Here is a 22,724-nt window from a genome sequence, read left to right on the forward strand (position 1 = left end):
GAAAAAGCAAAAGGAAGAAAAGAATGTCGGATCAATTAGCCAAGCAGGTTCAAAAAACGGGAATGTCGATATCAAAAGAGAAGCTGATCGATTTGATCAAGAAATCCCAGAACCAATCGTTTACCGTTTCTCAGACCCAAGGTAGTAAAGCGCTTGTGGTCGTCATTTAACTAGGGATTCTTAAAGTACTTTTCAACAATCGAGTCAAATCCACTCATAGAATGGCTAACCACACGACTTTTAGGCTTTTGAATTAAGTCGTTAACCAAAAAGACTCGACCATTCGTCTTAAGCAGCTCGGTGATCTCCTCGTAACTATCCAACACATAAAAGTAAGCACTTTCATGTTGAATACATTTATTTTTGACTACTAAAGTATTCCCAGCTGAGGTAAGTAGGAGGGTTAAATCTTCACTGTCCTTTTTACAATTCACGCTTGGATTCACATAATAGAAACAAATATCTTTACACGTAATACCTAGCTCAGAATCCTCGTTATTAATCGTATGAGCGTTTTTATAACTTCCACCGATTGTTAGCTTCCATTCGTCAATTGGATTTGATCTTGAAGAAAAAGATACAAAAGCGAGTGATAGGAATAGCAGTCTTAAAAACATCTGAGCTAGATTGAGCTATTTAAGGACTCATTAAGCTGTTCATAACTACGATGAAGCTTATTGGTAGGTGAAATCACCCTCTTTCGACCGTCTTCCTTTGATTCTGAGATTGTTATCCAATCACTGTCCTTTAATTTCATAACGTGATTTCTAACACCGATATCACTATGGTTAACGCTTGTATAAATGTGTTTAAAGGTTAGCTCTTTACCCTCTAACTCATACAACATGATGAGATTTAAAAGGTCTAATCTAATAAATGAATTGTTTATTGGTAATAAATGTGAGCTCTGCTTCCTAATTTGACTTAGAGCTAATACAAATTCAATTTGATTAGGTGAATTATTGATAATTTTCATAAGAGATTCGTAAATATCTCTTAAGGGGAGAAAAAGATCAAAGTAAATTAGTTAAAAACTTTTAATGTATTTTTGATCTATCAGAGTTCATGACTCTTTTTGTACCCAAAAAACCTCTATTTGGCTTAACCACAACACTTATACAGAGATTTATCTCCTTTTAATGGGCTTTTATTCAAAATAGTTGTATAGCTAACTAAATCTGTTATAGTGAGAACATGTTTGAACACTGTCTCTACTTCAATACGACCTCACTAGCCCGTCAATTAGAACGGGAGTGGACAGTAGCCTTTAAGCCATTTGGCTTAACACCCTCTCAGGCTTTTATGATTCGTGTCATCCTTGATAAGGAACAGATTACTGGTTCCGATTTAGCGCTGGAGCTCAATATCTCTAAAGCTACTTGTTCCCGAACTCTTGATGGTCTTTTTGAGCTTGGCTTCGTTAAAAAGGTTCACACAGGTAAAGACGCTCGAAGCTATGAGCTCCACCCTACCCCAAAAGCCAAGTCTCTTAAAGCTCAAATCAATCAAGCCAGTGGTGATGTAACCAAAAGAATTAAGAAGGTAATTGGTACAGACAGTTTCGAGACCACCGTTTTGAGCCTGAGAAACATCGGCTCATCTATTAAGTAGTTTTTTTTGACAAAGTAGTTGTATAGCTAACTAAATGGAGAAGTGAAAATGCCGATTTTGACCGTGAAAGTAAGTGGTAAAAAGTCTCAAGAGCTAACTAAGCAAATTGGGGAGTTATTGATGGACTTAACGAGCCGTATTCTCAAAAAGAAGAGAGAGGTGACAGCTATAGCTATTGATTATGTAGATCACGACTCTTGGTTTGTTGGAGGTGAGCTACTAAGCGTGGTCGGAAAAAATAGCTTTTATTTCGACATCAAGGTCACAGACGAAACAAATACTAAAGACGAAAAGGCTCAATACATTAAGGAGGCTTTTGAAGGATTTAATCGAATTCTCGGAAATCTTCATGAAGAAAGCTACATCTATGTTCAAGATGTAAGAGCCACTTCATACGGGTTTGGAGGTAAAACCCAAGAATACCGTTACCACCATTAATAGCTTAAAGAGCCACTCTAAAGTGGCTCTTTTTTTATGTCCCGAGCCTTCTGAGGTTTCTTATCAATAAATGAATGTAGTTGTTTTCGAGCCTGAGCCGTTGTTAAATGAGCCCCATAGAACTGTTCAATAACAGCTTGTGAAGTTCGAGCATTTTTAGCTAGAACTAATGTGTCTACCTGAGAATAGATCAATCTAAACATGATTGAGGTGTGACGAAGACTGTAGAGCTGAATATTCTTACCAGTCTTTTCCTGTAGCTTTGATTGAGCCACCACCTCACGGAATAGACGACCCCAAGTACTCATCATGGTGGTTCTGTTTAAGTAGCTCGGGAAGAAAACATAATCATCAGGCTTAATGTACGGTGATCCTTCAAGCTCCTCTAGAGCCTTCTGACGCTTCTTATCATCCTGAATTACTTTTGCTTCTTTGGTTTTTCTAGCGTGTTCAGCTTTTCTAAACTTCACCAGCTCTTCATAAATCTCAACACACTCCGGCATTGTTTGAACTTCACGAGCTGTGGTCTTGGTAGCTGGGTGAGTGAGAACCAACCACTCGACTGGCTCTCCATCAATATCTTTATCGATCTTACGGGTCACATGTTTGTGTTTTAGAACTTTGATGTCCGATGGTCTTAAGAATGAATTGACCATGAACTTATTCAAAAGCCTCATCTCTTCAGTAATCGGGACACCTCGAACCACCACCCCTTCTTTAGCTAAATCACGAGCTGTATTGTTTAGCTTGGTGTATTCACCCATCGTAAGGAAATCACGCTTTTCTTTAGTCTTTAATCGTTCAGAGATTTTTGGAAATAATGGAATCGCTTTAATCACACCCTCTTGAACAGCGTGTTTGAAGATTTTGTGGGTCAGAGAAAGATAGTGTTTCTTGGTGGCTGGAGAAAGCTCCTTTTCGTTAAGCTTTTCCATCATCCCTACTAGATCCTTGTGGTCAATCTCGGAAATGAGCTTTTCACCAAAATGAGGGATCAGGAAATTGTTGATTTTTCCCTTATCGTTCAAATACAGGCTTTTCTTAGCTGTGGTCTTTTCAATATCCAGTAGAGAAACGGCTAAACCAGAGAAAGAGCGAGTTTTTACCTTTGACCCAGACTTACCCCCTTTATTTTGTAAAAGTTCATAGAAGAACTCTTTAGCTACCTCTATAGCTTCCTTTTTGACCTCGGTTTTGGTCGATCTCATCCTCATCTGACCATTCACATAAACCCGAGCCCACCAAAAACGGGAACATTCGACCTTAAAAATGACCAGTTTTTCAGGAAATTTAGGGATACTTTGTTTGGTTCCCTCTACGATTTTGGCTCGTCCCACGGTGTTTTAACCTCTTAATGACTTTGGTGCTCAGTTTAGTGCTTTTTAGGGAATAAGCCTAGAGCCTATATGAAATATAGGTTAAAAAGTCTGGTGCTTCGGGACACTGGCTCTCATAACCCGAAGGTCGTAGGTTCAAATCCTGCCCCCGCAACCAGTAATTCAGTACTAAGCCCTTAATTCTTAAGGGCTTTTTGCTTTTCTGGGCCTCCATAAAAACTCAAAAGCTTCAAAAGTCATTAGTTTGGCACCCTTAAACACCTGCTTTCATTGAATATGACTCAATGCTCTAATAAGCAGAAATCAAGTTACGGAACTTAGTTATGACAGATCAATCCAATCTAGAGCACTTAGAAGAAGCCGGGACTGCTAAGGCCGCTTCTTTGACTGAGGGCGCTACTAATGCGATTGCCGGTAGTGATGAACATCAGGCTGATGCGGAAAAGCATGGAATCAATCGCTCAACAAAGGCTGCCAAGAGTAAGCGTGAAATTATGGAAGACTTAAGTCGTGAGCGATTTCCTTGGGAAGAGTAAGTTCTGAGTCATCCAATGAAAAACCGCCCGAGGGCGGTTTTTTGCATTTCCTTAATTGAGTCTAATGTGTGTGACCTTGTGAGCTCATGGGCTTTTTATTGGAATTAGCATTTGGCATGCTTCCACCATTCATCATTTTCTGATGTGCCCCCTTCATCTCTTCATGCATTTCTGGATGACAGAACTCATGGTCATCATTACTGCTGGCACCGCCCATTTGATGCGAGCTTGCCCCCTTGTAACCCAGGAGAGAAGGATCAAGCATCCCAGCAATCATAGCGATATGTCCAAACACTAGAAATAAAGCGACGCAGATCGCATGAATTTTCAGCTTACCCATTTGATCTAAGGTTTTATTCACAAAACCAAACTCCTGCAGGGCTATCCAAATGAGAGGCAAGCCCCCGATGAGATAACTAGCAACTGCAATTACATCTATAGCGGTGCGCCATTCATTACTCCTGGTAATCGGTAGCACGGCAGTAGTCATTAAATAGGCAATGATGCCAATGAAATACAGGCCAACTGTCGTACCTGCAAATCGATTGAGATGATAAACAAAGCCATCAAATTTTCTAGTGAATAAGATATACAGCTCAGTAATTGCCAAAGTTTCAGCAAGCACGATCGGGATAGCCATAAAGATTAAGAGATTCCAAGGCTGATTGACAGCCAATAACTCCATGTAGTGAGTCATGTTCATTACTATTCTCCAAAACGGAAATTATCAAAGGCATTTAAATGCCGCAATCAAAAGTGATTACAGGTAATTTCTGGGAGGCTTGTAAATGGACTCGGCAATATTAGATGCAGGTGTTGAAATATCGCCATGTAGGTATACGTCGACCTGCTTGGTTGAAACTAACTCAGGCGAAATAGTCAGAATCGCAACGACAGCACAGCAATAATGCGTAGCACTAGTATTGCTACTCGACTTGCCTTCCTCAACATGACTAACTGATGCCACTCCTTGGCAATGGTCATGCAATGAGGTCATTACTTCGGCACTTGATGTATTTAAGTCGACAGGCATCATCGCAGCATTGATTTGGCTGGCAAAGAAGCTAATAAGTAAAAAAGTGATGAATTTCTTCATATATTGAGTTTACGCTCTATTGGGGTTGCCTGTGCCACAAGCGCTTACTATGCTGCCGCCAAAATACTACCTCGTCCTGCTTCAGTCTTGATTTTGATAAAAATTCCCAAACTTGTGCACCCGTGCTCGGCGTCTGATAAAAAGGAATGTCCATGCCTTGATATCGAGCCGTAACAGTTGGGTGTGGATGCCCATAACGATTGCGATACCCATTTTGCGCAAATGCTTGATCAGGACCCAGTGCTGATAAGAGCTCTTGAGATGAGGATGTTTTACTGCCGTGGTGTGGCGCCATGAATATCAAAGTCCTATCCTTTAAATCATTGAGGGCTGCTTGAGTTAAGCGCTCAGTAATTTTTGCCTCACCCTGCTTTTCTACATCACCCGTCAACCAAAATGAAGTTCTTGAGTTGCGCACTTCCAAGACGCAACTCACTTCATTGGGCTTTCGGGGGTGCTGGTCCTCAAAAACCGTATGCTCATGCGGATGCCATATGTGAAACTCCACTCCATCCCATGACCATCGTTGACCAAAGCGACAGGGTATGGCGGGAATTTTTCTATCCTCCAAATTGGCGAGCAAGGGATTGGTGCTCGGTAACGAACCCATCATCGAATCAAAGTGAATATCTTTTAATAGGGTTGCAGCTCCTCCAATGTGATCGCTATCACTATGGCTAATGACCATCCGATCAATATGATCAATCCCCCTCCCTCTTAAATACGGCAGGATAATTCTTTGACCAGCATTGTCTTTTCCCTGAATGGGGCCGGTGTCGTATAGCAAGCGTTTAGTTTTAGTTTCGATGAGGACTGCAGTACCTTGGCCGATATCCAGTACAGATGCCCGAAACTCGCCTTTTGCTAAATTGAAATTTATCATGGGCTGAACAAATAGAGTTGTACACAACGCCAGGCCACCAGCTCTAGATACCCAATTCTCTCTTATGCACCCGGGACGAATCGTAATAACGATGCCAATGGTTGATAAGGCTATTGCCCACCAAGCTGGCTGACTGGACCAAGCAATTGCCCATCGCCAACTCGCCATCCAAGTAAGCATGATCGCCAAGCAATCCATCGTCGTATGTGCTGGTATCAGTAGCCATTTACCAATGAAGTCAGGCAATAAAGCGCCGGCAATGGCCAGAGGCGTCACGATGTAACTCACCACAGGAATGGCAACAGCATTTGCCAGCGGGGAAACGATTGAGACTTGATAAAACCAATATAAGGTCAATGGTAGGAGCGCGATCGTGACAACTGCCTGCACTCGACAAGCCTCTCTTAGAGCTTGAGTAAGTCTGTAACGCCAAGCAAGCTCCAGCTCTCTGCCAGTAGGCAAACCTAATAAGCCATCCGAACTCTGCATCGCATACAAAATAGCCGCCACTGCCCCATACGAGAGCCAGAATCCTGGCGTGTAAGGTGCCATTGGATCAATCAGCAGAACAACAAATAGAGCCCACCACCAGATATCAAATGATCGCGGGTTTCTGCCAGACCATAGCGCAAATGCCACTACTCCCACCATATACATAGTTCGCTGTGCCGGAATCTGAAATCCCGCCAACCAGGCATATACAAATGCCGTCAAAAACCCAACTGCCGCTGCAAACTTGTTAACGGGAATCCAAAGCGGCAGAGTATTGCGACGCCATAAAAACCTGGCAAGCATGGCCCCAAATCCAGCCAACATCGTCACATGGAGGCCTGATATGGAAATGAGATGCCCAATACCGGTAGCATTAAATACGCGCCAATCTTCTTGATCGATCGCATTTTGATCCCCCATCACCAACGCTGCAATGACACCGCCATAGCGCGCGTCCTTCGAAAGCAAGCGCTGAATCTTTTGTCTTAATTTCCAACGCTGGTACTCCATGGCTAGAGCAAACTCAGTCAAGCCGATATCTTTCTCGAGCAATAGCTTTCCCGATCTCACTGATCCGCTGGCGCCAAAATCTTGATGAAAGGACCAACGCTCAAAATCGAAAGTATGGGGATTGAGGGATCCATAAGGCCTTTTGACTTTGACCTTGAATTCCCATCGCTGTCCTGGAATCACTTGGGGAATATCTTGTGGGTTGCGCCATGCTGGTTGCCAACTCAAATACACCTGCGGCGGGAAGGACTCAATGAACTCCTTACCCAAAAATGCCCGATCTACCTGAAAAGAAAATTTGGCACCCCCAGGAGAGCTCTGCGGCAAAGCATTGACCCTGCCCTCGAGAACCAAATCTTTGCCCTCATACTCGATTGAAAGGATATTCGCTAGTCGACTTTGTGCGTAATGCGCATTCCAAGCAAAACCCAAAATAAAACAGCATGCACTTAGTAATACGCTACTTAGATAACTGCATTGAATTAATGAGCCATTGATGTAAACGCTAGATAGAAGAATGAAGATAGTTGTAATGCATATCCAAGGCCAATACTCAGGCACGGCTGGCAAAAATAGAAGGAGCGATCCCCCGGCGATGAACGCCGCAATATTGATTCGCAAGCTCTTAAGAAGCGGATTTTGGGTTTAGGTTGTTAGCCATTAGAGATGACCAACGGGGTAATACTTGCATGGCATTTTGCCAAACTGCTTTTGAAAAGACTTCCTCACTGACGCCACGAATGTCTGCTAAATGCTGAGCAATTCTGGGAAGTAAAGCGGGTTCATTAAATTGCCCACCTTCCTCCCTTAGCCAGGCGGGTGGAATATCGGGCGCATCAGTTTCAGTAACGATGCTCTCTAGCGGCAGCTCTTTTAAGAGGCGGCGAATCTGTAATGCTCGTGTATAAGTTGCAGCACCGCCAAATCCTAACTTAAAACCCAGCTCGATGAATTGCTCAGCTTGCTGATGGCTGCCATTAAAAGCATGCGCAATACCACCAGGAACTTTTCTTTTGCGCAGCGCTTTAAGAATGGCATCTTGCGAACGACGCACATGCAAAATGACTGGTAACTGAAACTGTTGAGCTAAATCGAGCTGCGCATGAAAGAAATGCTCTTGGCGCTGAGGATCGAGGCCTTCCACAAAATAATCTAGACCGATCTCGCCAACACCCACGAAGCGAGGATCATATAATGATTGTTCAATTTGCTTTTGAAGAATATCGATATCACCCTCTTGGGCTTGATTGATATACAGAGGATGAATACCTAGGGTGTAAACCAATCCTGGTATTTGATTACCGTACTGGTTTGCTAAATTTTTAGCCAGCCCCCAATCAGAGGCTTGAACTGTCGGCAGCAAAATAGCTTTAAGACCTGTATTCGCTGCACCTGAAATAATTTCCGGAAGAATATCTTTAAACTCCGGAGCATCTATATGGCAATGGGTATCAACCCATGCGAGTTCTTGAGCAACTTCACTCATTTAGAGAAGGTCTTTAATACTCCGCGCTCTAAATGCAAAATTCGGTCGCAACGTTTAGCGCGAATCGGATCATGAGTGACGATCACAAAAGCAGTGCCCTGCTCACGTGCAATATCTAACATTAAGTCAAATACGCCATCTGCAGTTTCAGTATCAAGATTGCCTGTTGGCTCATCTGCTAAGACGCAAGCAGGATTACCTACTAAGGCGCGGGCAACTGCAACACGTTGACGCTCCCCGCCAGATAGCTCACCCGGGGTGTGCTGCACTCGCTTTGATAGTCCAACTGCGTGCAACATTGTGTTGGCACGCTCCATGGACTCTTGATTGCTCAGCCCACGAATACGCAGAGGTAGCGCTACATTCTCAACAGCACTGAATTCATCCAAGAGATGATGGAATTGGTAAATGAATCCCAAACTGTGATTGCGCAGTTGATCTAGCTTTTTGATAGACAACTGATGAAGATTCTCGCCAGCCAGCATGACTGTCCCTGAGCTTGGTGTATCCAAACCACCCAAGAGATGCAGTAAGGTACTTTTACCTGAACCAGAGGATCCAACGATAGCCACCTTCTCAGAAGCGCTCACTTGTAAATCAATTTCCTTCAGGACATCAACTGCTGTTGGTCCTTTGCCGTAGGTCTTTGCCAGACCAGAGGCGCTGAGAATGATTGGGTTGGGATTATTCATAACGTAATGCCTCAGCAGGCTGAACTTGAGCCGCTCGTCTACTTGGGTAAAGGGTAGCTAATACAGAAAGGCCAAAAGCCATTAAGCCCACTGTAACGACATCAGACAAACGCACGTCTGAAGGTAGCTCACTAATAAAGTAGACATCACGTGGCAAGAAGCGAACCCGGAAGATCGCCTCAATCGCAGGAACAATCACATCAATATTTAAAGCAATCAGAAGCCCCAAGCCAACGCCCGCGAGAGAACCTAATAAACCTATTGCTAAGCCTTGAACCAAGAAGATCCGCTGAATAAGTCCTGGACTCGCACCCATCGTTCTTAAGATAGCAATATCTGCCTGCTTCTCGTTCACAGTCATGACTAAAGTCGATACCAGATTGAAGGCAGCCACAGCAATAATCAATGTGAGGATGATGAACATCATCTTTCTTTCGGTTTGCACAGCAGCGAACCAATTTCGGTTAGATCGTGACCAATCGCTGACCCATAAAGCTTGGGGAACAACTTGGGCTAATTCAGCAGCAATTTCTGGGGCACGCTGCATATCGTCTACCTTAACCCGCAAACCAGATGGGTCTTGCAAGCGCAATAAAGCGGCAGCATCTTTCCAATGCATGATGGCTAAAGAACTATCGTATTCATAATGACCGCTATCGACAATTCCAAGAACTTGTAGTGTTCGCATTCTGGGCATAGCACCTGCAGGAGTCAGGTCACTCTCTGGCACGATTAAATTCACGCGATCACCGACGCGGGCACCAACAATATTCGCGAGTTGTGCTCCTAGGGCAACACCAAAAGTACCTGGCTTGAGATCCTCAATACTGCCGGCAACAAACTGCTTTGGCAGATCAGAAACCTTACCTTCTTCACTAGGTAGCACTCCACGAATCGCGACACCACGCATCACACTATCGCGACTCAATAAGCCTTGCGAGCTGACCATAGGGGCAACGCCCACGACGTGAGGCTGCGCAGCCACCTTCAGCGCAATCGGCTCCCAATTAGCCAAGCCATCTGGGGCAGTAATTTCAACATGGGAGAGAACCGACAGCATGCGGTCACGAACTTCCTTCTGGAAGCCATTCATGACAGAAAGCACCACAATCAGGGCGGCAACACCCAAGGCGATGCCAGCGGTTGAGATTCCGGAAATAAAGGAAAGGAAGCCATCACGCTTACCCACGGTCTTGCGACGCTTAGATCGGGTGTAGCGCAGGCCAATTTCTAGCTCAATAGGAAGTCTCAACATAGATACAGTTTAGTGAATTCAACGAGCAAACTGATGGATTCTGTAAATGCCACCTAAAATCAGGGGAATGACTGCTAATTTAAGACCCCAATCCAGCGCTTTGCGCCGTTTCACCCTTATGGTGTCAGGGGAAGATGCCATTGACGCCGGATTAGAGCAAAATGTGCCGCCTAGCGGTTTGCCACAAGAACGCTTCTTATTAGGAGACCGGCTACCTATTGCCCCAGTCTTGCTATTAGGACAAAGTGATTTAGCAGTCAATCCAAATGAAACGATTGTCTGCCTTCAGCCAGTTCACCTGCACGCTACCCGGGATCATTTGATCTTAATGGCTCAAAGTGAGATTGATCTGACTAAAGATGAATCTGCCCGATTACTCAATGTTGTCCTACCCTTTATCGAAGAAGATTTTGGAAGCAAAATCTTATTTCAAGGGCAGCGTGATTGGTTTATTCCAGCAGGGCCATTTGCTAGTCTCGCAACACACTCCATTGATCAGGCGCATGGTCGCAATATTGATTGGTGGATGCCGCGCGATACCAGCGAACTTGGTGTTGCTAAGCTCTGGCGCAAACTCCAAAATGAAATACAGATGCTCTGGCACATTGATCCAGTCAATGCGGAGCGGGAACAACGCGGATACCCCAGCATGAATTCTCTTTGGATTAGCGGTATTGGCAAGTTGACTGATATTCAGACACCGCAATTACTGAAGAACGTAACCCAGTTATACGGAGATCATCCCCTCTTAGCTGGATTAGCCAAATACCTTGGAATCCCACAGCAGAATGAAATTGATTTTTCAAATCTGCAAAATACCTTTGCATGGATTGATCGCCCTGAGAACACTTGGGACAAGCTGAGAGAGAGCCTCTTAAATAATAAGTTGGATGAAATTGAAATCATTGATTTCCCCAAGGGCCAAGTTCGCCACCAGATACTCACAGCTAAAGACTTAAACAAAAAGTCATGGGCATTCTGGAAAAAACCAGAACCCTTGACTTGGCAAGAAATCATTTCAGCATGAGCGTATTTTCTAGGCGCCCCTTCTCTGACAGAACGGCTAGCTGGCTACAGCAAAGCGGTCTACACCCATTACTGGCCAGACTGTATGCGGCACGCGGCATTGATAAACCAGATGAGCTCTCATTAGATCTGAAGCAGTTACTCTCGCCAGTGGAGCTAAAGAACTGTATTACCACCGCTTCTCTATTAGCAGATATTCTGGGGCGCAAAGAATCGATGCTGGTAGTGGCCGACTATGACTGCGATGGCGCTACTGCCTGTGCTGTTGCACTCCGTGGTTTAAAGATGCTGGGTGGAGCAGATACCCCTATTCAGTTTTTAGTACCTAACCGTTTTACGATGGGCTATGGACTCACTCCAGAGGTAGTAGATCTATCGGCCCTACAAACTCCCAAACCCAAATATCTCATCACTGTAGATAACGGCATTGCCAGCGAGGCTGGGGTTGATCGAGCTCGCGAGTTAGGCATGGAAGTCATCGTGACTGACCATCATTTGCCAGGCGATCGACTACCTAAAGCCACTGCAATCGTAAATCCCAATCAGCCTGGCTGCAGTTTTCCAAGCAAAGCGCTTGCAGGCGTGGGTGTGATGTTCTATTTATTGGTGGCTCTACGCGCCGAGCTTCGAAAGCGCGGAAAATTTACTGCTGAGACTCAACCTAAGATTGAGAACCTATTAGATCTCGTGGCATTAGGCACCGTGGCTGATGTTGCTCAACTGGATCGCAATAATCGCATCTTAGTTTCCAATGGCTTGAAGCGTATTCGCGCAGGAGTATCCCAAGCGGGTATGCAGGCACTATTTCAGGCTGCAGTTCGAGACCCTCGTAAGGCCAATACATTTGATTTGGGATTTGCTATCGGCCCTCGCCTCAACGCGGCGGGACGCTTAGCAGATATGACCTTAGGCATTCGCTTATTACTAAGCGATAAACCCGACGAGGCTATAGAGCTCGCTTATGAACTTGACCGTATTAATCGCGAGAGACGCGTGATTGAGGGCGGAATGCAAGAAGCCGCCCTCGCCCATCTCGCAGAAGATCAATTAGCAGGCACTATGGCAGAGCGCTCGAGCATTTGCCTCTGGAATGCAGAATGGCATCAAGGCGTGGTTGGTATCGTAGCCTCACGCCTCAAAGAACGCTTTAATCGTCCTGCGATTGTTTTTGCGCCCGCCGATGGTGCTAGCGGAGAAGAGTTGCGTGGCTCCGGCAGATCATTGACAGGCTTTCATCTACGCGATGCCTTGGACATTGTTTCCAAACGCGAGCCAGGTCTGATTCTCAAGTTTGGTGGTCATGCCATGGCAGCAGGCCTGAGCATTAGAAAAGCTGATTTTGAAAAGTTTGATACTCTGTTTCAGCAGGTGGCTAATGAATTGCTGAACGATGAGCTATTGGAGCGTCGCCATATTCATGATGGCTCGCTCGATCTTTCTGAATTCACACCCGAAACGGGCGATCTCCTTGCCGAAGAAATCTGGGGCCAGGGCTTTCCTCAACCCATTTTTTATGGGGAATTTGAGGTTGGGCAGCAAAGCCTCATGAAAGAAAAACATCTGCGCTTGCAGCTTCGTCCTATTGGCGATGGTCAACTGGCTAGCAAACCCTTTACAGGGGTTTGGTTCAATCGAACCCAGCCTTTGCCAGCCAAGGCCAAGCTGGCATATCGCCTAGTAACAGACCGCTTCCAGGGGCAGGCACGCGTGCAACTCATGATTGAGGCCCACGACGAGGCATAAGCTGCAATAACCCCCTTATAATTAGGGGATGGAAGCCGAACAACTTAATATTATTTCAAATACCCTTTCCGATCTGCTCACTCGTGAGCAAGCACTTCGGGGGTATCTTTGACTTCGAAGTAAAGTCACGACGCCTTACTGAAGTTAACTCTATTCTTGAAGATCCCACCATTTGGGACGATCAAAAGAAAGCACAAGCCCTCGGCAAAGAAAAGAAATTGCTCGATGGTGTTGTTGCCACCCTTACCGATTTAAATAGCAATATCACTGGCGCCCTCGAATTATTCGACATGGCTAAAGAAGAAAGTGATTTTGAAACGATCGCCGCGATCGAGCAAGATGTTGAGAGCTATAGCAAGATCATTCATGATCTTGAGTTCCGCCGTATGTTCCATAACGAGATGGATTCCTGCAATTGCTTTATCGATATTCAAGCGGGTGCCGGTGGGACAGAAGCTTGCGACTGGGCTAGCATGCTCTTCCGTCAATACCTCAAGTATTGCGAGCGCAAAGGCTACAAAACAGAAATTCTTGAAGAATCGGATGGTGATGTTGCAGGTATCAAAAGTGCAACAATCAAAGTCGATGGTGAATATGCTTATGGCCATCTTCGCTCAGAGACTGGCGTACACCGCTTAGTACGTAAGTCACCCTTTGATTCATCGAATGGTCGTCACACCTCTTTTGCCAGTATTTATGTGTATCCAGAGATTGATGACTCGATTGAGATTGATGTCAACCCCGCGGACATTCGTACTGACACCTATCGCGCTTCGGGTGCAGGCGGTCAGCACATCAACAAAACTGACTCAGCCGTTCGTTTAACTCACCTCCCCACCGGAATTGTGGTGCAGTGTCAGAACGACCGAAGCCAGCACCGCAATAGAGCTGAAGCGATGACGATGTTGAAGTCACGCCTTTATGAGCACGAGATGCAAAAGCGTCGCGCTGAACAGGATAAGCTTGAAGCCAGCAAAACAGATGTGGGCTGGGGTCATCAGATCCGCTCATACGTGCTCGATCAAAGCCGCATTAAAGACTTGCGTACGAACGTTGAGATTTCCAATACACAAAAGGTGTTGGATGGTGATCTCGATGCCTTTATTGAAGCCAGCCTGAAGCAAGGCGTCTGATTTACCACCCCCATTCCAGCTATAAATATTCCATATGAACGATCAAGCGAACTCCAATACGAACCCAGCTGCAGCTACTGAAGCTGTTGATGAAAATCACATCATTGCTGAACGCCGCGAAAAATTGGCCAAGCTACGCCAAGGCGGAGTAGCGTTTCCAAACGACTTTGTGCCAACCCACTTAGCTGCAGATCTACACACTCATTACGACAGCCTCACTAAAGAAGAGTTAGCCGCCAAAAAGGTGCATGTGAAAGTTGCTGGCCGTATGGTGCTCAAGCGTGTCATGGGTAAAGCGAGCTTTGCCACCATTCAGGATCGTAGTGGTCAGATTCAGTTCTACATCAATGATGAAATCAGTGGTGCAGATACTCATGGTGCTTTTAAACACTGGGATATGGGCGACTTTATTTCTGCTGAAGGTAATTTATTTAAGACCAATAAGGGTGAGCTTTCAGTCGAATGCAGTAATCTGCGTCTCCTCAGCAAATCCCTACGCCCTCTTCCAGATAAATTCCATGGCCTCTCAGATTTAGAGACTAAGTACCGTCAGCGCTATGTTGATTTAATTGTAAATCCAGAAAGTCGCAATACTTTCAGAGCGCGAAGCAATACGATTGCCTCCTTGCGCCGTCATATGCTCGATGCTGACTTCATGGAAGTTGAAACACCGATGCTCCACCCAATTCCGGGTGGCGCTACAGCTAAACCATTTATCACTCACCACAATGCTCTAGACATGCAAATGTTTTTGCGTATTGCGCCAGAGCTGTACTTGAAGCGCCTAGTAGTCGGCGGCTTTGAGCGCGTCTTTGAAATCAATCGCAACTTCCGTAACGAGGGCGTCAGCCCACGTCACAATCCAGAATTTACGATGATGGAGTTCTATGCAGCCTATACGGATTACCGCTGGTTGATGGACTTCACTGAAGGCTTGATTCGTGCAGCGGCGATTGATGCGCAGGGTACTGCAGTATTGACCCATCAAGGCCGTGAGCTTAATCTCAGTAAGCCATTCCAGCGCTTAACGATTACTGAAGCTATCTTGAAATATTGCGGTCAGTCCAATAAGAGCTATGAGCCTGCTCAATTAGAAGATGCTGCATTCATTCGTGCTGAGTTGAAAAAAGGTGGCGAGAATCCAGATAGCCCTACTCTGAAGAACGCGGGTATTGGCGCACTGCAATTGGCATTATTTGAATTGGTTGCTGAGTCACACCTCTGGGAGCCAACCTACATCATCGATTACCCAATCGAAGTAAGCCCTCTCGCCCGTGAATCTGATACACGCCCTGGTATTACTGAGCGTTTTGAATTGTTTATTACCGGTCGTGAGATTGCCAACGGCTTCTCAGAGTTAAACGATGCCGAAGATCAAGCCAACCGCTTCCGCAAGCAAGTGGAGCAAAAAGAAGCTGGCGATGAAGAAGCAATGTACTTCGACCATGACTTCATTCGCGCGCTGGAGTATGGCATGCCTCCAACCGGCGGTTGTGGTATCGGCATTGATCGCTTAGTCATGTTGTTGACGGATGCGCCCAATATTCGTGATGTGATTTTGTTCCCACATCTGCGTCGCGAAGAAGAGTAATTAGTTCAATCGTCGACCTCAGGAAATCAAAAAGCCGCAGAATTCAACTTCTGCGGCTTTTTTACGGAATGGAAGCACTCAACTTGCTGGATAAAGCTTCGTGTTTTCGCTATCGATTACCGTGACATTGACTGGAATGCCCAAGCTAACACTAGAAGATACGGTACAGAAATCCTGAAACTGAGCCAATACACGCTCTAGGTTTTCGAGTGTATTTCCTGGTACACCAATACGAATCTCTACCGCAATTGACAGAATACGCAGACGGTTTTCTGAATTTCTACCGATCTCGCAACTGGCTTTAGTCTCGATTGGCTCTGGATTTTGCTTAAACTTTCTCAGCGCAAAAAGAAGTGAGTCAGACAAACAATTAGCCACACCTGCTAGTAAGAACTGGGATGGAGTTGCACCTTGAGATCTACCTAAGGGCGGAGGCTCATCCCCATAAATGGGATCACGTTCTTCATTGTAATAAATAGCAAATTGATAGTCCGATTGCTGAACTAGTCTTACAGAAGGTTGGCCACTCATAAAAGCTCCAATAACTTAAAACACCATCTTAATAGATAGCGGGAATTAATTTCTTGACCCTGTACTGATATTCCCGATAACTCGGAAAACGCTCTGCAAGCCAAACCTCTTCCCGCCTAGCTTTGATGTCAAACAGGAAAAATAGGCCAATGGAGTATGCAAGCACATAAACACCAGGAAATAGACACAGCCAAGCAAGTGCCGCTAGCAGAACCCCAAAATAGATCGGGTGCCGCACAAAACGATATAACCCAGTCTGAATCAGTACAGCATCATCTTTGGGGCAAGGCAAGGGAGTGAAGTTTTTTCCCAGATTGATCACCGCTATCGCCATAATCAGGCAGGCTAGAAAACTAATGGCGATTCCGCAGGATTGAAGAATGGTGGTGAATGGTTCAGAACTCACCAATGGAGCCCCTTGAGGCCCAAACAGAATGAGGCAAATCAACGCCCCCTGAATCACTACATACCATGCACCTCTTGCAAAGATAGTTTGAGGGGCTGATGAATTCATGATGTGACCTTAAGGAGATAAGATCACAGTCTATCTTGATTTAGTAAGTTACAGCCTTACTAAAGTGCTCATCAATACTGGTCTCGTCTTGACTCAAAACATGTTGTGCAATCAGGAAAACGCCGGAAATAAAGCTGAGGGCAACAAGTACGCCAAAGGCATGATATTGATTTAAGCCACTCTGATTCAGCGCCTCTAGATAAAGGGCGCTTTCAAATGCTAGGTGGGTAGATAAGCTCAATAGAGCCAAACCCAAAAATATCTGGGTGATGGTCAAAAATAAGGGTTTTTGGACTTTAGGCTTTGTGGACATACGATTCTTTCAATTGGGTATGAGTGGATCATATGGGGCTAGCAGGCATAAGTAAAAGAATCCCTTTTTATAAGCTAAATACTTTTTTATCTATAGATCCATCCCCAGAATGAGGATAATTAAGGTTTTGCATCCACTATTAAGCACTTATGGCAGCCTACAACACCGAAACCGTTCTTACCGTTCACCACTGGAACGACACCCTCTTTAGCTTTACCACCACCAGAAATAAAGGTCTGCGCTTTCGTAGCGGCCATTTTTTGATGATTGGCCTAGAGGTTGAAGGTAAGCCTTTAGTCAGAGCTTATAGCGTTGCTAGCCCCAATTATGAAGAGCACTTGGAGTTTTTAAGTATCAAAGTTCAGGATGGCCCCCTTACCTCCCGCCTTCAGAAGATTCAGGTGGGCGACCCGATTTTGGTGAGCGAAAAGTCCGTTGGCACACTGGTCATTGATGACTTGAATCCAGGCAAGCATCTATACCTTTTTAGTACTGGTACAGGATTGGCGCCATTTATGAGCATCATTCGTGATCCCGATACCTATGAAAAGTTTGAAAAGGTAGTGCTCATACACGGTGTACGTTTGGTGAGCGAATTGGCTTATGGCGAATACATTAAAAATGAATTAACTCAGGATGAATATATTGGCGAAATCATCCGTGAGAAGTTAATTTATTACCCAACGGTGACACGTGAGGCTTTTAAGCACACCGGTCGCCTGACTACTGCAATTGAATCGGGGCAACTCTTTAAAGATATTGGTCTGCCTCCATTAGACCCAGCAGTAGATCGCGCCATGATCTGCGGCAGCCCATCTATGCTCAAAGAGACTGCTGAGATGCTAGATGCTAAAGGCTTCAAGGTGTCTCCAAGCCTCGGTCAATTAGGTGATTATGTGTTCGAGCGTGCTTTTGTAGAAAAGTAATCCGAGTCATATACCTAAAAGTAATTTAGGCATAGCTATATGTTCCTTGTGAATATATAGACCCCTTGGTAAATTATTCCTAACAAGATTTTTTACCAAGGAACGCAGATGTCCCCAGTACGCGAACACTACAACCCGATCATTACCCAGCTTTTGCGTGAGCATGATCAACTGCCACACGAGAATGTGATTGAGCGAAAAAACTTCCAGCGTAGAATTTTATTCTTGATGACCACCATCAAGATGGAAGAGTTTGAGGATTCTTACGCTTAAAAAAATTACCAAGAACTGGTAATGAAAATTAAGCCGATTGCCGCAATAAATAAAGTTTCAACAACTAACATCACCACTGGCTGCCAACCCAATTTGGCCAACTCTTGAAAATTGGTTTTTAGTCCGGCTGCACCAATAGCAATTACCAGCATCCAACGAGAAATATCGCCAATAGAATGTGTTGCTGAACTTGGCAAAATCTGCATGGATGCAACAACTGATAAGGCAACAAAACCCAATAAGAATGTTGGTATCAGGCGCAAGCTGCCCCACCCTAAGCGTTGAGATGATTTTTCAGCTCCAAAGAAAATGGAGATAAACAAAACAACAGGTAGCAGCAGAGCTACACGGAAAAGCTTCACAACGGTTGCAACGTCACCCGCCTCAGGCCCAAACAACATACCTGCAGCAACCACCTGCGCTACATCATGAATCGTTGCCCCTAAGAAGATGCCCGCTGGCAAAGCAGTGATATTCAATAACTGCAAGGCAAAGGGATAAACAACCATGGCAATAGTAGAAAGGACTGTTACCCCCACCACTACCAGCAATGTAAATCGCTCATTCTCTTTTGTTTTGGGAAGAACAGAGGCAACAGCTAACGCAGCAGAGGCTCCACATATACCAACAGATCCACCTGCAATCAAACCGAAGTCGGGAGAGAGCTTTAATAGTCTCGCAAGGAAAAATCCAAGCGTTACCGTAGCTGCAACCGCAAACATCACCATTAATCCGGTATTCAAACCAATTGCACCAATATCTGCAAACGTAATACGAATGCCCAGAAACGCAACGCCTAATCGCAATACTGTTTTTGCGCAGAAATCGATTCCTGGCTTAACAGTCTCATTGAGGTATAAAAAATGAAGTGATAAGCCTATTAACAAGGCATAGAGAAGCTGGGGTCCACCATAATTCTCGGAGAGAAAGCTGGTGGACATGGCGATGACAAGACAAACCAACAGCCCTGGGATATTTTTGCGAGCAGTAATGAACATCTAGGCTAGGCCACTAACTCACTAAAGTACTCATGTTGGCTCGTATTCAGAGTGGAGACACGCCACTCCAAGGGTTCATCCTGAATACCCAGCGCCACCCTTCTGATCACCAATACAGGCGAATCCGGATTTAATCCAAGCCATTCTGCATGTTGCTTACCAGCAAGACCAGCGCGCAAACGTTCACTGCTTCGCACAACAGTCTGGCCGTATTCCATTTGATACATCTGATAAATACTTCCCTTGCGCTCAATAAAATCGGCGCGGGTTAAATTTTTGAACCGCTTTTTATCTAGCGTGATCTGATCGATCATCACGCACTGGCCCTCCAATGAGAGCCGATTGGTAATTCGCCAAACTGGAGAGCCTTCTTTAATCTGCAGCTTGCCAGCCTCTTCTTTATTGGCAGCTGCTGTATTTAATGAGACTAGCTCAACCTTGGGATAAACCTTCTTTTCAACGTCATGCTTTACGACATGAAAAAAGTAATACAACAGTCTTTTGAGATCATGCTCAACAACATAGGTGCCCCTGCCTTGGCGCCGGACCACGATACCTTCCGCGACTAACTCATCCACTGCCTTGCGCAGGGTTCCTATTGATACATCTAACTCTTTCGATAAATCCTTTTCGGCAGGCAAAGCCTGCCCCATAGGATATCGACCCCTGACCAGATCCTCGGTGATCTTCTGCTTGACTTCTTGATAAGCGGTCAGGTTTCTCATGCTAGAGACTTAAGCTGATTCGTATAAACGAGTTAATACGAACTCACGATGGCCAAGAATCTCTGAGGCAGTCAATTCACCATCGGCTGTGCGCTTTAAGCACTCCAACAGTTTGTTGCCTGCATCGTCCATATTCTCTTCGCGACGCAATAAGCCAGAGACGTCAACGTCAATGTGCTCACCCATTGTGCGAACAGTCTTTGGATTTGCGCAAATCTTAATTACTGGAAGAATTGCATTACCAATGACGTTACCCTGCCCTGTTGGGAAGAAGTGAGCCGTGAAACCAGCTGCTGCGCACAAAGTCACCATTTCAGCGGCTGCTGATGATGAGTCCATAAAGTGAAGCCCAGGAATGGTTGGCTCTTCACCCTTATCCAGCACGCTATCCACAATACATTTCTTACCAATTTTTTGGATATTGCCTAAGGCCTTCTCTTCGATGGTTGTCAAACCGCCCGCAATATTGCCTTTTGTTGGCTGAGAATCAGATAAGTCACTTGTCTTATGACGCTCAATCACATCCTGGTAGCGATCAAACATCTCGCGGAATTTTTTCTTGACCTCAGGAGTACGGCAACGCGCTTCAACTAAATGCTCGCCACCAGTTAACTCGGTAGTTTCACCGAATACCAAGGTAGAACCAATTCCATACAACTTATCAAAGGCATCACCTACGGTTGGGTTTGCACCGCAACCAGAAGTGGTATCAGACTCACCGCACTTGGTGGAAACCCACAACTCTGAGAGAGGAGCGGAAACACGTTTTTGCTTAGACGCATGCTTCATCATGCTGTAAGCAGCTTTACTGGCGGAGGCAATCGTCGCTGTATCGCCATTGCCCTCAATCCAGAAGCCCTCAACTGGCTTGCCTGATGCCTTGATGCCATCAACAATGATTTTTGTCCACTGTGGCTCAATACCAATGACCACTACAGCGGCTACGTTTGGATTGCAACCTGTTCCAATCAAAGTACGGAAATGCAAATCCAAGTCGGCTCCAAACTGTAAACGACCATAGGAGTGAGGAATTGCCATGGTTCCTTTGATATTGTTTGCTACTGCCTCACAGGCTGCATTAGACAGGTCGTCTAAAGGCAAAATCAATACATGATTACGAATACCCATGCGGCCGTTTTCACGGCGATAACCTAAAAAGGTCGCGTCTTTCAAATTAGTCATTTTTTATATCTCTTTCAATGAATAGGTAAATAAGGTGCCGGATTACCAGCGCTTAGTTTTTACGTTTTGGACGTGAAGGTGCTCGCCTTTTTTGATTGGAGCTACTACCTTGCCAATATCAACGCCGTATTTCATGACAGTGTCGCCTGGCTTGAAATCGTTCAATGAAATTTTGTGACCAATAGGAATATCACTTTCAGACTTGATATTTAAGGTGAGATCACCATCCATAACCCAACCAATCAAATCAGTACCAGCTTTTACACCCTCAACCACAACTACACCTACGCCATCTGCTGGCTCATGCACGACAAAGTGGATCATTACTATCTCCTCAATAATCTCATTTATAAAAAACTACTTAGTCCATGACTGGCGAATACCAGCCTGAATTTCTTCTACAACAACATCAGAAACTGTTACCCCGCCTTTAAAACCGGCAGCGCGCTGTTGAAAACGGCGCTGACCAGGTAGGCGGGTTCCCGCATCTGCACTTAATTCCCTCAAGAAGTCTTGAATGCGATTGGCAAAAATAGTGGGGCCTGCCAAACCAGGATCAATAGTTAAGATCAGTTGACCAATGCGTGGGCGATTTCCTTTGGGGTCAAAAAAGGAATCTGCCTCATAGGAAAATCTGCTGCCTGAGAGACCAACTACTAGTAATTCAACGATCAAGGCAAGCAAAGCACCCTTATCACCACCCAAGGGAACCATTAAGCCCTGAAGACCTTCCTGCGGATCGGTGGTTGGCTTACCGTCAGCGGTCAACGCCCACCCCTCCGGGATTTTTTGGCCATTTTTTGCCGCCACCAATAATTTTCCACGGGCAACTGCTGAAAGCGACATATCAATCACTAGCGGATCGGCAGCATCAATTGGAAAAGCTGCGGCCAAGGGATTGGTCCCAAACATCGCTCTTGCACCGCCAACCATGGGCATTGCGGCTGGAGTATTTCCAAACAACAAAGAGATATATCCCGCCCTTGCTGCAGCCTCAACGTAATGTCCCGCAACACCAAAATGATGGCTATTAGTTACTGCCACCAAACCAAGGCCATTTTTTGAGGCTAAATTTACTGATAGGTCTGTAGCAAAGCGAAGTGCTGGAAAGGCCAATCCATCGCGCGCATCAACCAAAGCGGCTGAAGTTTTAAATGGTCTTACCTTAAGCTTAGGCGCCAATTCAATACGGCCATTTTTAGCATGTCCGGCGTATTGCGCCACTCTAGCCAATCCATGCGATGCGAGACCATCTAGCTCGGCTAAAGCCAAAAATTGAGCTGTTTCATGGGCCGCCTTAGGGTCTAAGCCAGCAGCCTTCAGACCCGAATCTGCCAAAGTCAGTATTTCAGAGTAGGTGAGATTCATGCGTAGATCCTGCAATCATGAGCAATCAAAGTCCGCCCTTCAAAACACAGGGTTTTAGGGGCTTG

The 22,724-nt window shown here is 45.3% G+C and carries 25 protein-coding genes; 10 read left to right on the forward strand and 15 right to left on the reverse strand.

Annotated features, from left to right (window positions below):
* Nucleotides 1-23 precede the first annotated feature (23 nt).
* The 3 genes from AOC19_RS06210 to AOC19_RS06220 all read left to right on the forward strand — a co-directional run bounded on the left by AOC19_RS06210 (nt 24) and on the right by AOC19_RS06220 (nt 2,049).
* Complete coding sequence (locus AOC19_RS06210) at nt 24-170, forward strand: hypothetical protein (protein WP_215374909.1); 147 nt, start codon at nt 24-26, stop codon at nt 168-170.
* A 1,024-nt stretch (nt 171-1,194) separates the two neighbouring features.
* Nucleotides 1,195-1,611 carry a MarR family winged helix-turn-helix transcriptional regulator gene (locus AOC19_RS06215; RefSeq protein WP_215374912.1) on the forward strand — a complete coding sequence of 139 codons (417 nt, stop codon included), beginning with the start codon at nt 1,195-1,197 and terminating at the stop codon, nt 1,609-1,611.
* A gap of 48 nt (nt 1,612-1,659) precedes the next feature.
* A complete protein-coding gene (locus AOC19_RS06220; protein ID WP_215374914.1) occupies nt 1,660-2,049 on the forward strand; it encodes a tautomerase family protein in 390 nt (129 codons plus the stop codon).
* Nucleotides 2,050-2,066: 17 nt separating this feature from the next.
* On the opposite strand, the gene AOC19_RS06225 is transcribed toward AOC19_RS06220, so the two are convergent.
* Nucleotides 2,067-3,257, reverse strand: coding sequence for a hypothetical protein (locus AOC19_RS06225; RefSeq protein WP_215374917.1), 1,191 nt, complete (start codon nt 3,255-3,257; stop codon nt 2,067-2,069).
* 452 nt (nt 3,258-3,709) lie between these two features.
* Here AOC19_RS06225 and AOC19_RS06230 point away from each other — a divergent pair, with 452 nt between their 5' ends.
* Nucleotides 3,710-3,922 carry a hypothetical protein gene (locus AOC19_RS06230; protein WP_215374920.1) on the forward strand — a complete coding sequence of 71 codons (213 nt, stop codon included), beginning with the start codon at nt 3,710-3,712 and terminating at the stop codon, nt 3,920-3,922.
* 61 nt (nt 3,923-3,983) lie between these two features.
* On the opposite strand, the gene AOC19_RS06235 is transcribed toward AOC19_RS06230, so the two are convergent.
* The 6 genes from AOC19_RS06235 to AOC19_RS06260 are packed head-to-tail and all read right to left on the reverse strand — an operon-like array spanning nt 3,984 to nt 10,333.
* Entirely contained in the window at nt 3,984-4,625 is a 642-nt protein-coding gene (locus AOC19_RS06235; RefSeq protein ID WP_215374922.1) for a DUF6803 family protein, read from the reverse strand.
* A gap of 57 nt (nt 4,626-4,682) precedes the next feature.
* Nucleotides 4,683-5,018 (reverse strand): hypothetical protein, encoded by a 336-nt coding sequence (locus tag AOC19_RS06240; protein ID WP_215374925.1) that lies wholly within the window; start codon nt 5,016-5,018, stop codon nt 4,683-4,685.
* Between the two features lie 16 nt (nt 5,019-5,034).
* The gene (locus tag AOC19_RS06245) at nt 5,035-7,524 is read right to left on the reverse strand and encodes a DNA internalization-related competence protein ComEC/Rec2 (protein WP_251368001.1); all 2,490 of its coding nucleotides are present in this window, start codon (nt 7,522-7,524) and stop codon (nt 5,035-5,037) included.
* Nucleotides 7,525-7,528: 4 nt separating this feature from the next.
* The gene (locus AOC19_RS06250) at nt 7,529-8,389 is read right to left on the reverse strand and encodes a TatD family hydrolase (protein ID WP_215374928.1); all 861 of its coding nucleotides are present in this window, start codon (nt 8,387-8,389) and stop codon (nt 7,529-7,531) included.
* Nucleotides 8,386-9,081 (reverse strand): lipoprotein-releasing ABC transporter ATP-binding protein LolD, encoded by a 696-nt coding sequence (lolD, locus tag AOC19_RS06255; protein WP_215374930.1) that lies wholly within the window; start codon nt 9,079-9,081, stop codon nt 8,386-8,388. The genes AOC19_RS06250 and lolD overlap by 4 nt, the downstream gene beginning before the upstream one ends.
* Nucleotides 9,074-10,333 (reverse strand): lipoprotein-releasing ABC transporter permease subunit, encoded by a 1,260-nt coding sequence (locus AOC19_RS06260; protein ID WP_215378181.1) that lies wholly within the window; start codon nt 10,331-10,333, stop codon nt 9,074-9,076. The genes lolD and AOC19_RS06260 overlap by 8 nt, the downstream gene beginning before the upstream one ends.
* 70 nt (nt 10,334-10,403) lie before the next feature.
* Between AOC19_RS06260 and AOC19_RS06265 the strand changes: the two genes are divergently transcribed.
* The 4 genes from AOC19_RS06265 (at nt 10,404) to lysS (ending at nt 15,829) form a co-directional block, all read left to right on the forward strand.
* Nucleotides 10,404-11,363 (forward strand): hypothetical protein, encoded by a 960-nt coding sequence (locus AOC19_RS06265; RefSeq protein ID WP_251368002.1) that lies wholly within the window; start codon nt 10,404-10,406, stop codon nt 11,361-11,363.
* Nucleotides 11,360-13,105: a single-stranded-DNA-specific exonuclease RecJ gene (recJ, locus tag AOC19_RS06270; protein ID WP_215374936.1), complete on the forward strand. Its 1,746-nt coding sequence runs from the start codon at nt 11,360-11,362 to the stop codon at nt 13,103-13,105. Before AOC19_RS06265 ends, recJ begins: the two co-directional genes overlap by 4 nt.
* A gap of 28 nt (nt 13,106-13,133) precedes the next feature.
* Nucleotides 13,134-14,238 (forward strand): peptide chain release factor 2 gene (gene prfB, locus AOC19_RS06275; RefSeq protein ID WP_144050716.1). Its coding sequence is split into 2 segments (ribosomal slippage): nt 13,134-13,214 and nt 13,216-14,238, totalling 1,104 coding nucleotides; the frame shifts between segments, so codons are not numbered across the junction.
* 34 nt (nt 14,239-14,272) lie between these two features.
* Nucleotides 14,273-15,829 carry a lysine--tRNA ligase gene (lysS, locus tag AOC19_RS06280; protein WP_215374939.1) on the forward strand — a complete coding sequence of 519 codons (1,557 nt, stop codon included), beginning with the start codon at nt 14,273-14,275 and terminating at the stop codon, nt 15,827-15,829.
* A gap of 78 nt (nt 15,830-15,907) precedes the next feature.
* Here the strand turns inward: lysS and AOC19_RS06285 are convergent, their stop codons facing one another.
* The 3 genes from AOC19_RS06285 to AOC19_RS06295 are packed head-to-tail and all read right to left on the reverse strand — an operon-like array spanning nt 15,908 to nt 17,187.
* Nucleotides 15,908-16,360, reverse strand: coding sequence for an OsmC family protein (locus AOC19_RS06285; protein ID WP_215374942.1), 453 nt, complete (start codon nt 16,358-16,360; stop codon nt 15,908-15,910).
* Nucleotides 16,361-16,388: 28 nt separating this feature from the next.
* Nucleotides 16,389-16,874, reverse strand: a complete 486-nt coding sequence (locus AOC19_RS06290; RefSeq protein ID WP_215374945.1) for a methyltransferase family protein — start codon at nt 16,872-16,874, stop codon at nt 16,389-16,391.
* Nucleotides 16,875-16,914: 40 nt separating this feature from the next.
* A complete protein-coding gene (locus AOC19_RS06295) occupies nt 16,915-17,187 on the reverse strand; it encodes a hypothetical protein (RefSeq protein ID WP_215374947.1) in 273 nt (90 codons plus the stop codon).
* 149 nt (nt 17,188-17,336) lie between these two features.
* Here AOC19_RS06295 and AOC19_RS06300 point away from each other — a divergent pair, with 149 nt between their 5' ends.
* Entirely contained in the window at nt 17,337-18,113 is a 777-nt protein-coding gene (locus tag AOC19_RS06300; RefSeq protein ID WP_215374950.1) for a ferredoxin--NADP reductase, read from the forward strand.
* A 108-nt stretch (nt 18,114-18,221) separates the two neighbouring features.
* Complete coding sequence (locus AOC19_RS06305) at nt 18,222-18,386, forward strand: hypothetical protein (RefSeq protein ID WP_215378300.1); 165 nt, start codon at nt 18,222-18,224, stop codon at nt 18,384-18,386.
* A gap of 5 nt (nt 18,387-18,391) precedes the next feature.
* Here AOC19_RS06305 and AOC19_RS06310 read toward each other — a convergent pair whose 3' ends face one another.
* Genes AOC19_RS06310 through AOC19_RS06330 form a run of 5 tightly spaced genes read right to left on the reverse strand, consistent with a single transcriptional unit; the run spans nt 18,392 to nt 22,659 of the window.
* Entirely contained in the window at nt 18,392-19,384 is a 993-nt protein-coding gene (locus AOC19_RS06310; RefSeq protein WP_215374953.1) for a YeiH family protein, read from the reverse strand.
* Nucleotides 19,385-19,389: 5 nt separating this feature from the next.
* Nucleotides 19,390-20,109, reverse strand: a complete 720-nt coding sequence (locus tag AOC19_RS06315; protein WP_215374956.1) for a GntR family transcriptional regulator — start codon at nt 20,107-20,109, stop codon at nt 19,390-19,392.
* Nucleotides 20,110-20,118: 9 nt separating this feature from the next.
* Complete coding sequence (locus AOC19_RS06320; RefSeq protein WP_215374959.1) at nt 20,119-21,291, reverse strand: UxaA family hydrolase; 1,173 nt, start codon at nt 21,289-21,291, stop codon at nt 20,119-20,121.
* 42 nt (nt 21,292-21,333) lie between these two features.
* Nucleotides 21,334-21,615: an SAF domain-containing protein gene (locus tag AOC19_RS06325; protein ID WP_015421504.1), complete on the reverse strand. Its 282-nt coding sequence runs from the start codon at nt 21,613-21,615 to the stop codon at nt 21,334-21,336.
* Nucleotides 21,616-21,648: 33 nt separating this feature from the next.
* Nucleotides 21,649-22,659 (reverse strand): Ldh family oxidoreductase, encoded by a 1,011-nt coding sequence (locus tag AOC19_RS06330; protein ID WP_215374962.1) that lies wholly within the window; start codon nt 22,657-22,659, stop codon nt 21,649-21,651.
* Nucleotides 22,660-22,724 lie beyond the last annotated feature (65 nt).

Origin of the sequence: Polynucleobacter asymbioticus (assembly GCF_018687575.1) — a bacterium.
GTDB lineage: Bacteria > Pseudomonadota > Gammaproteobacteria > Burkholderiales > Burkholderiaceae > Polynucleobacter > Polynucleobacter asymbioticus_C.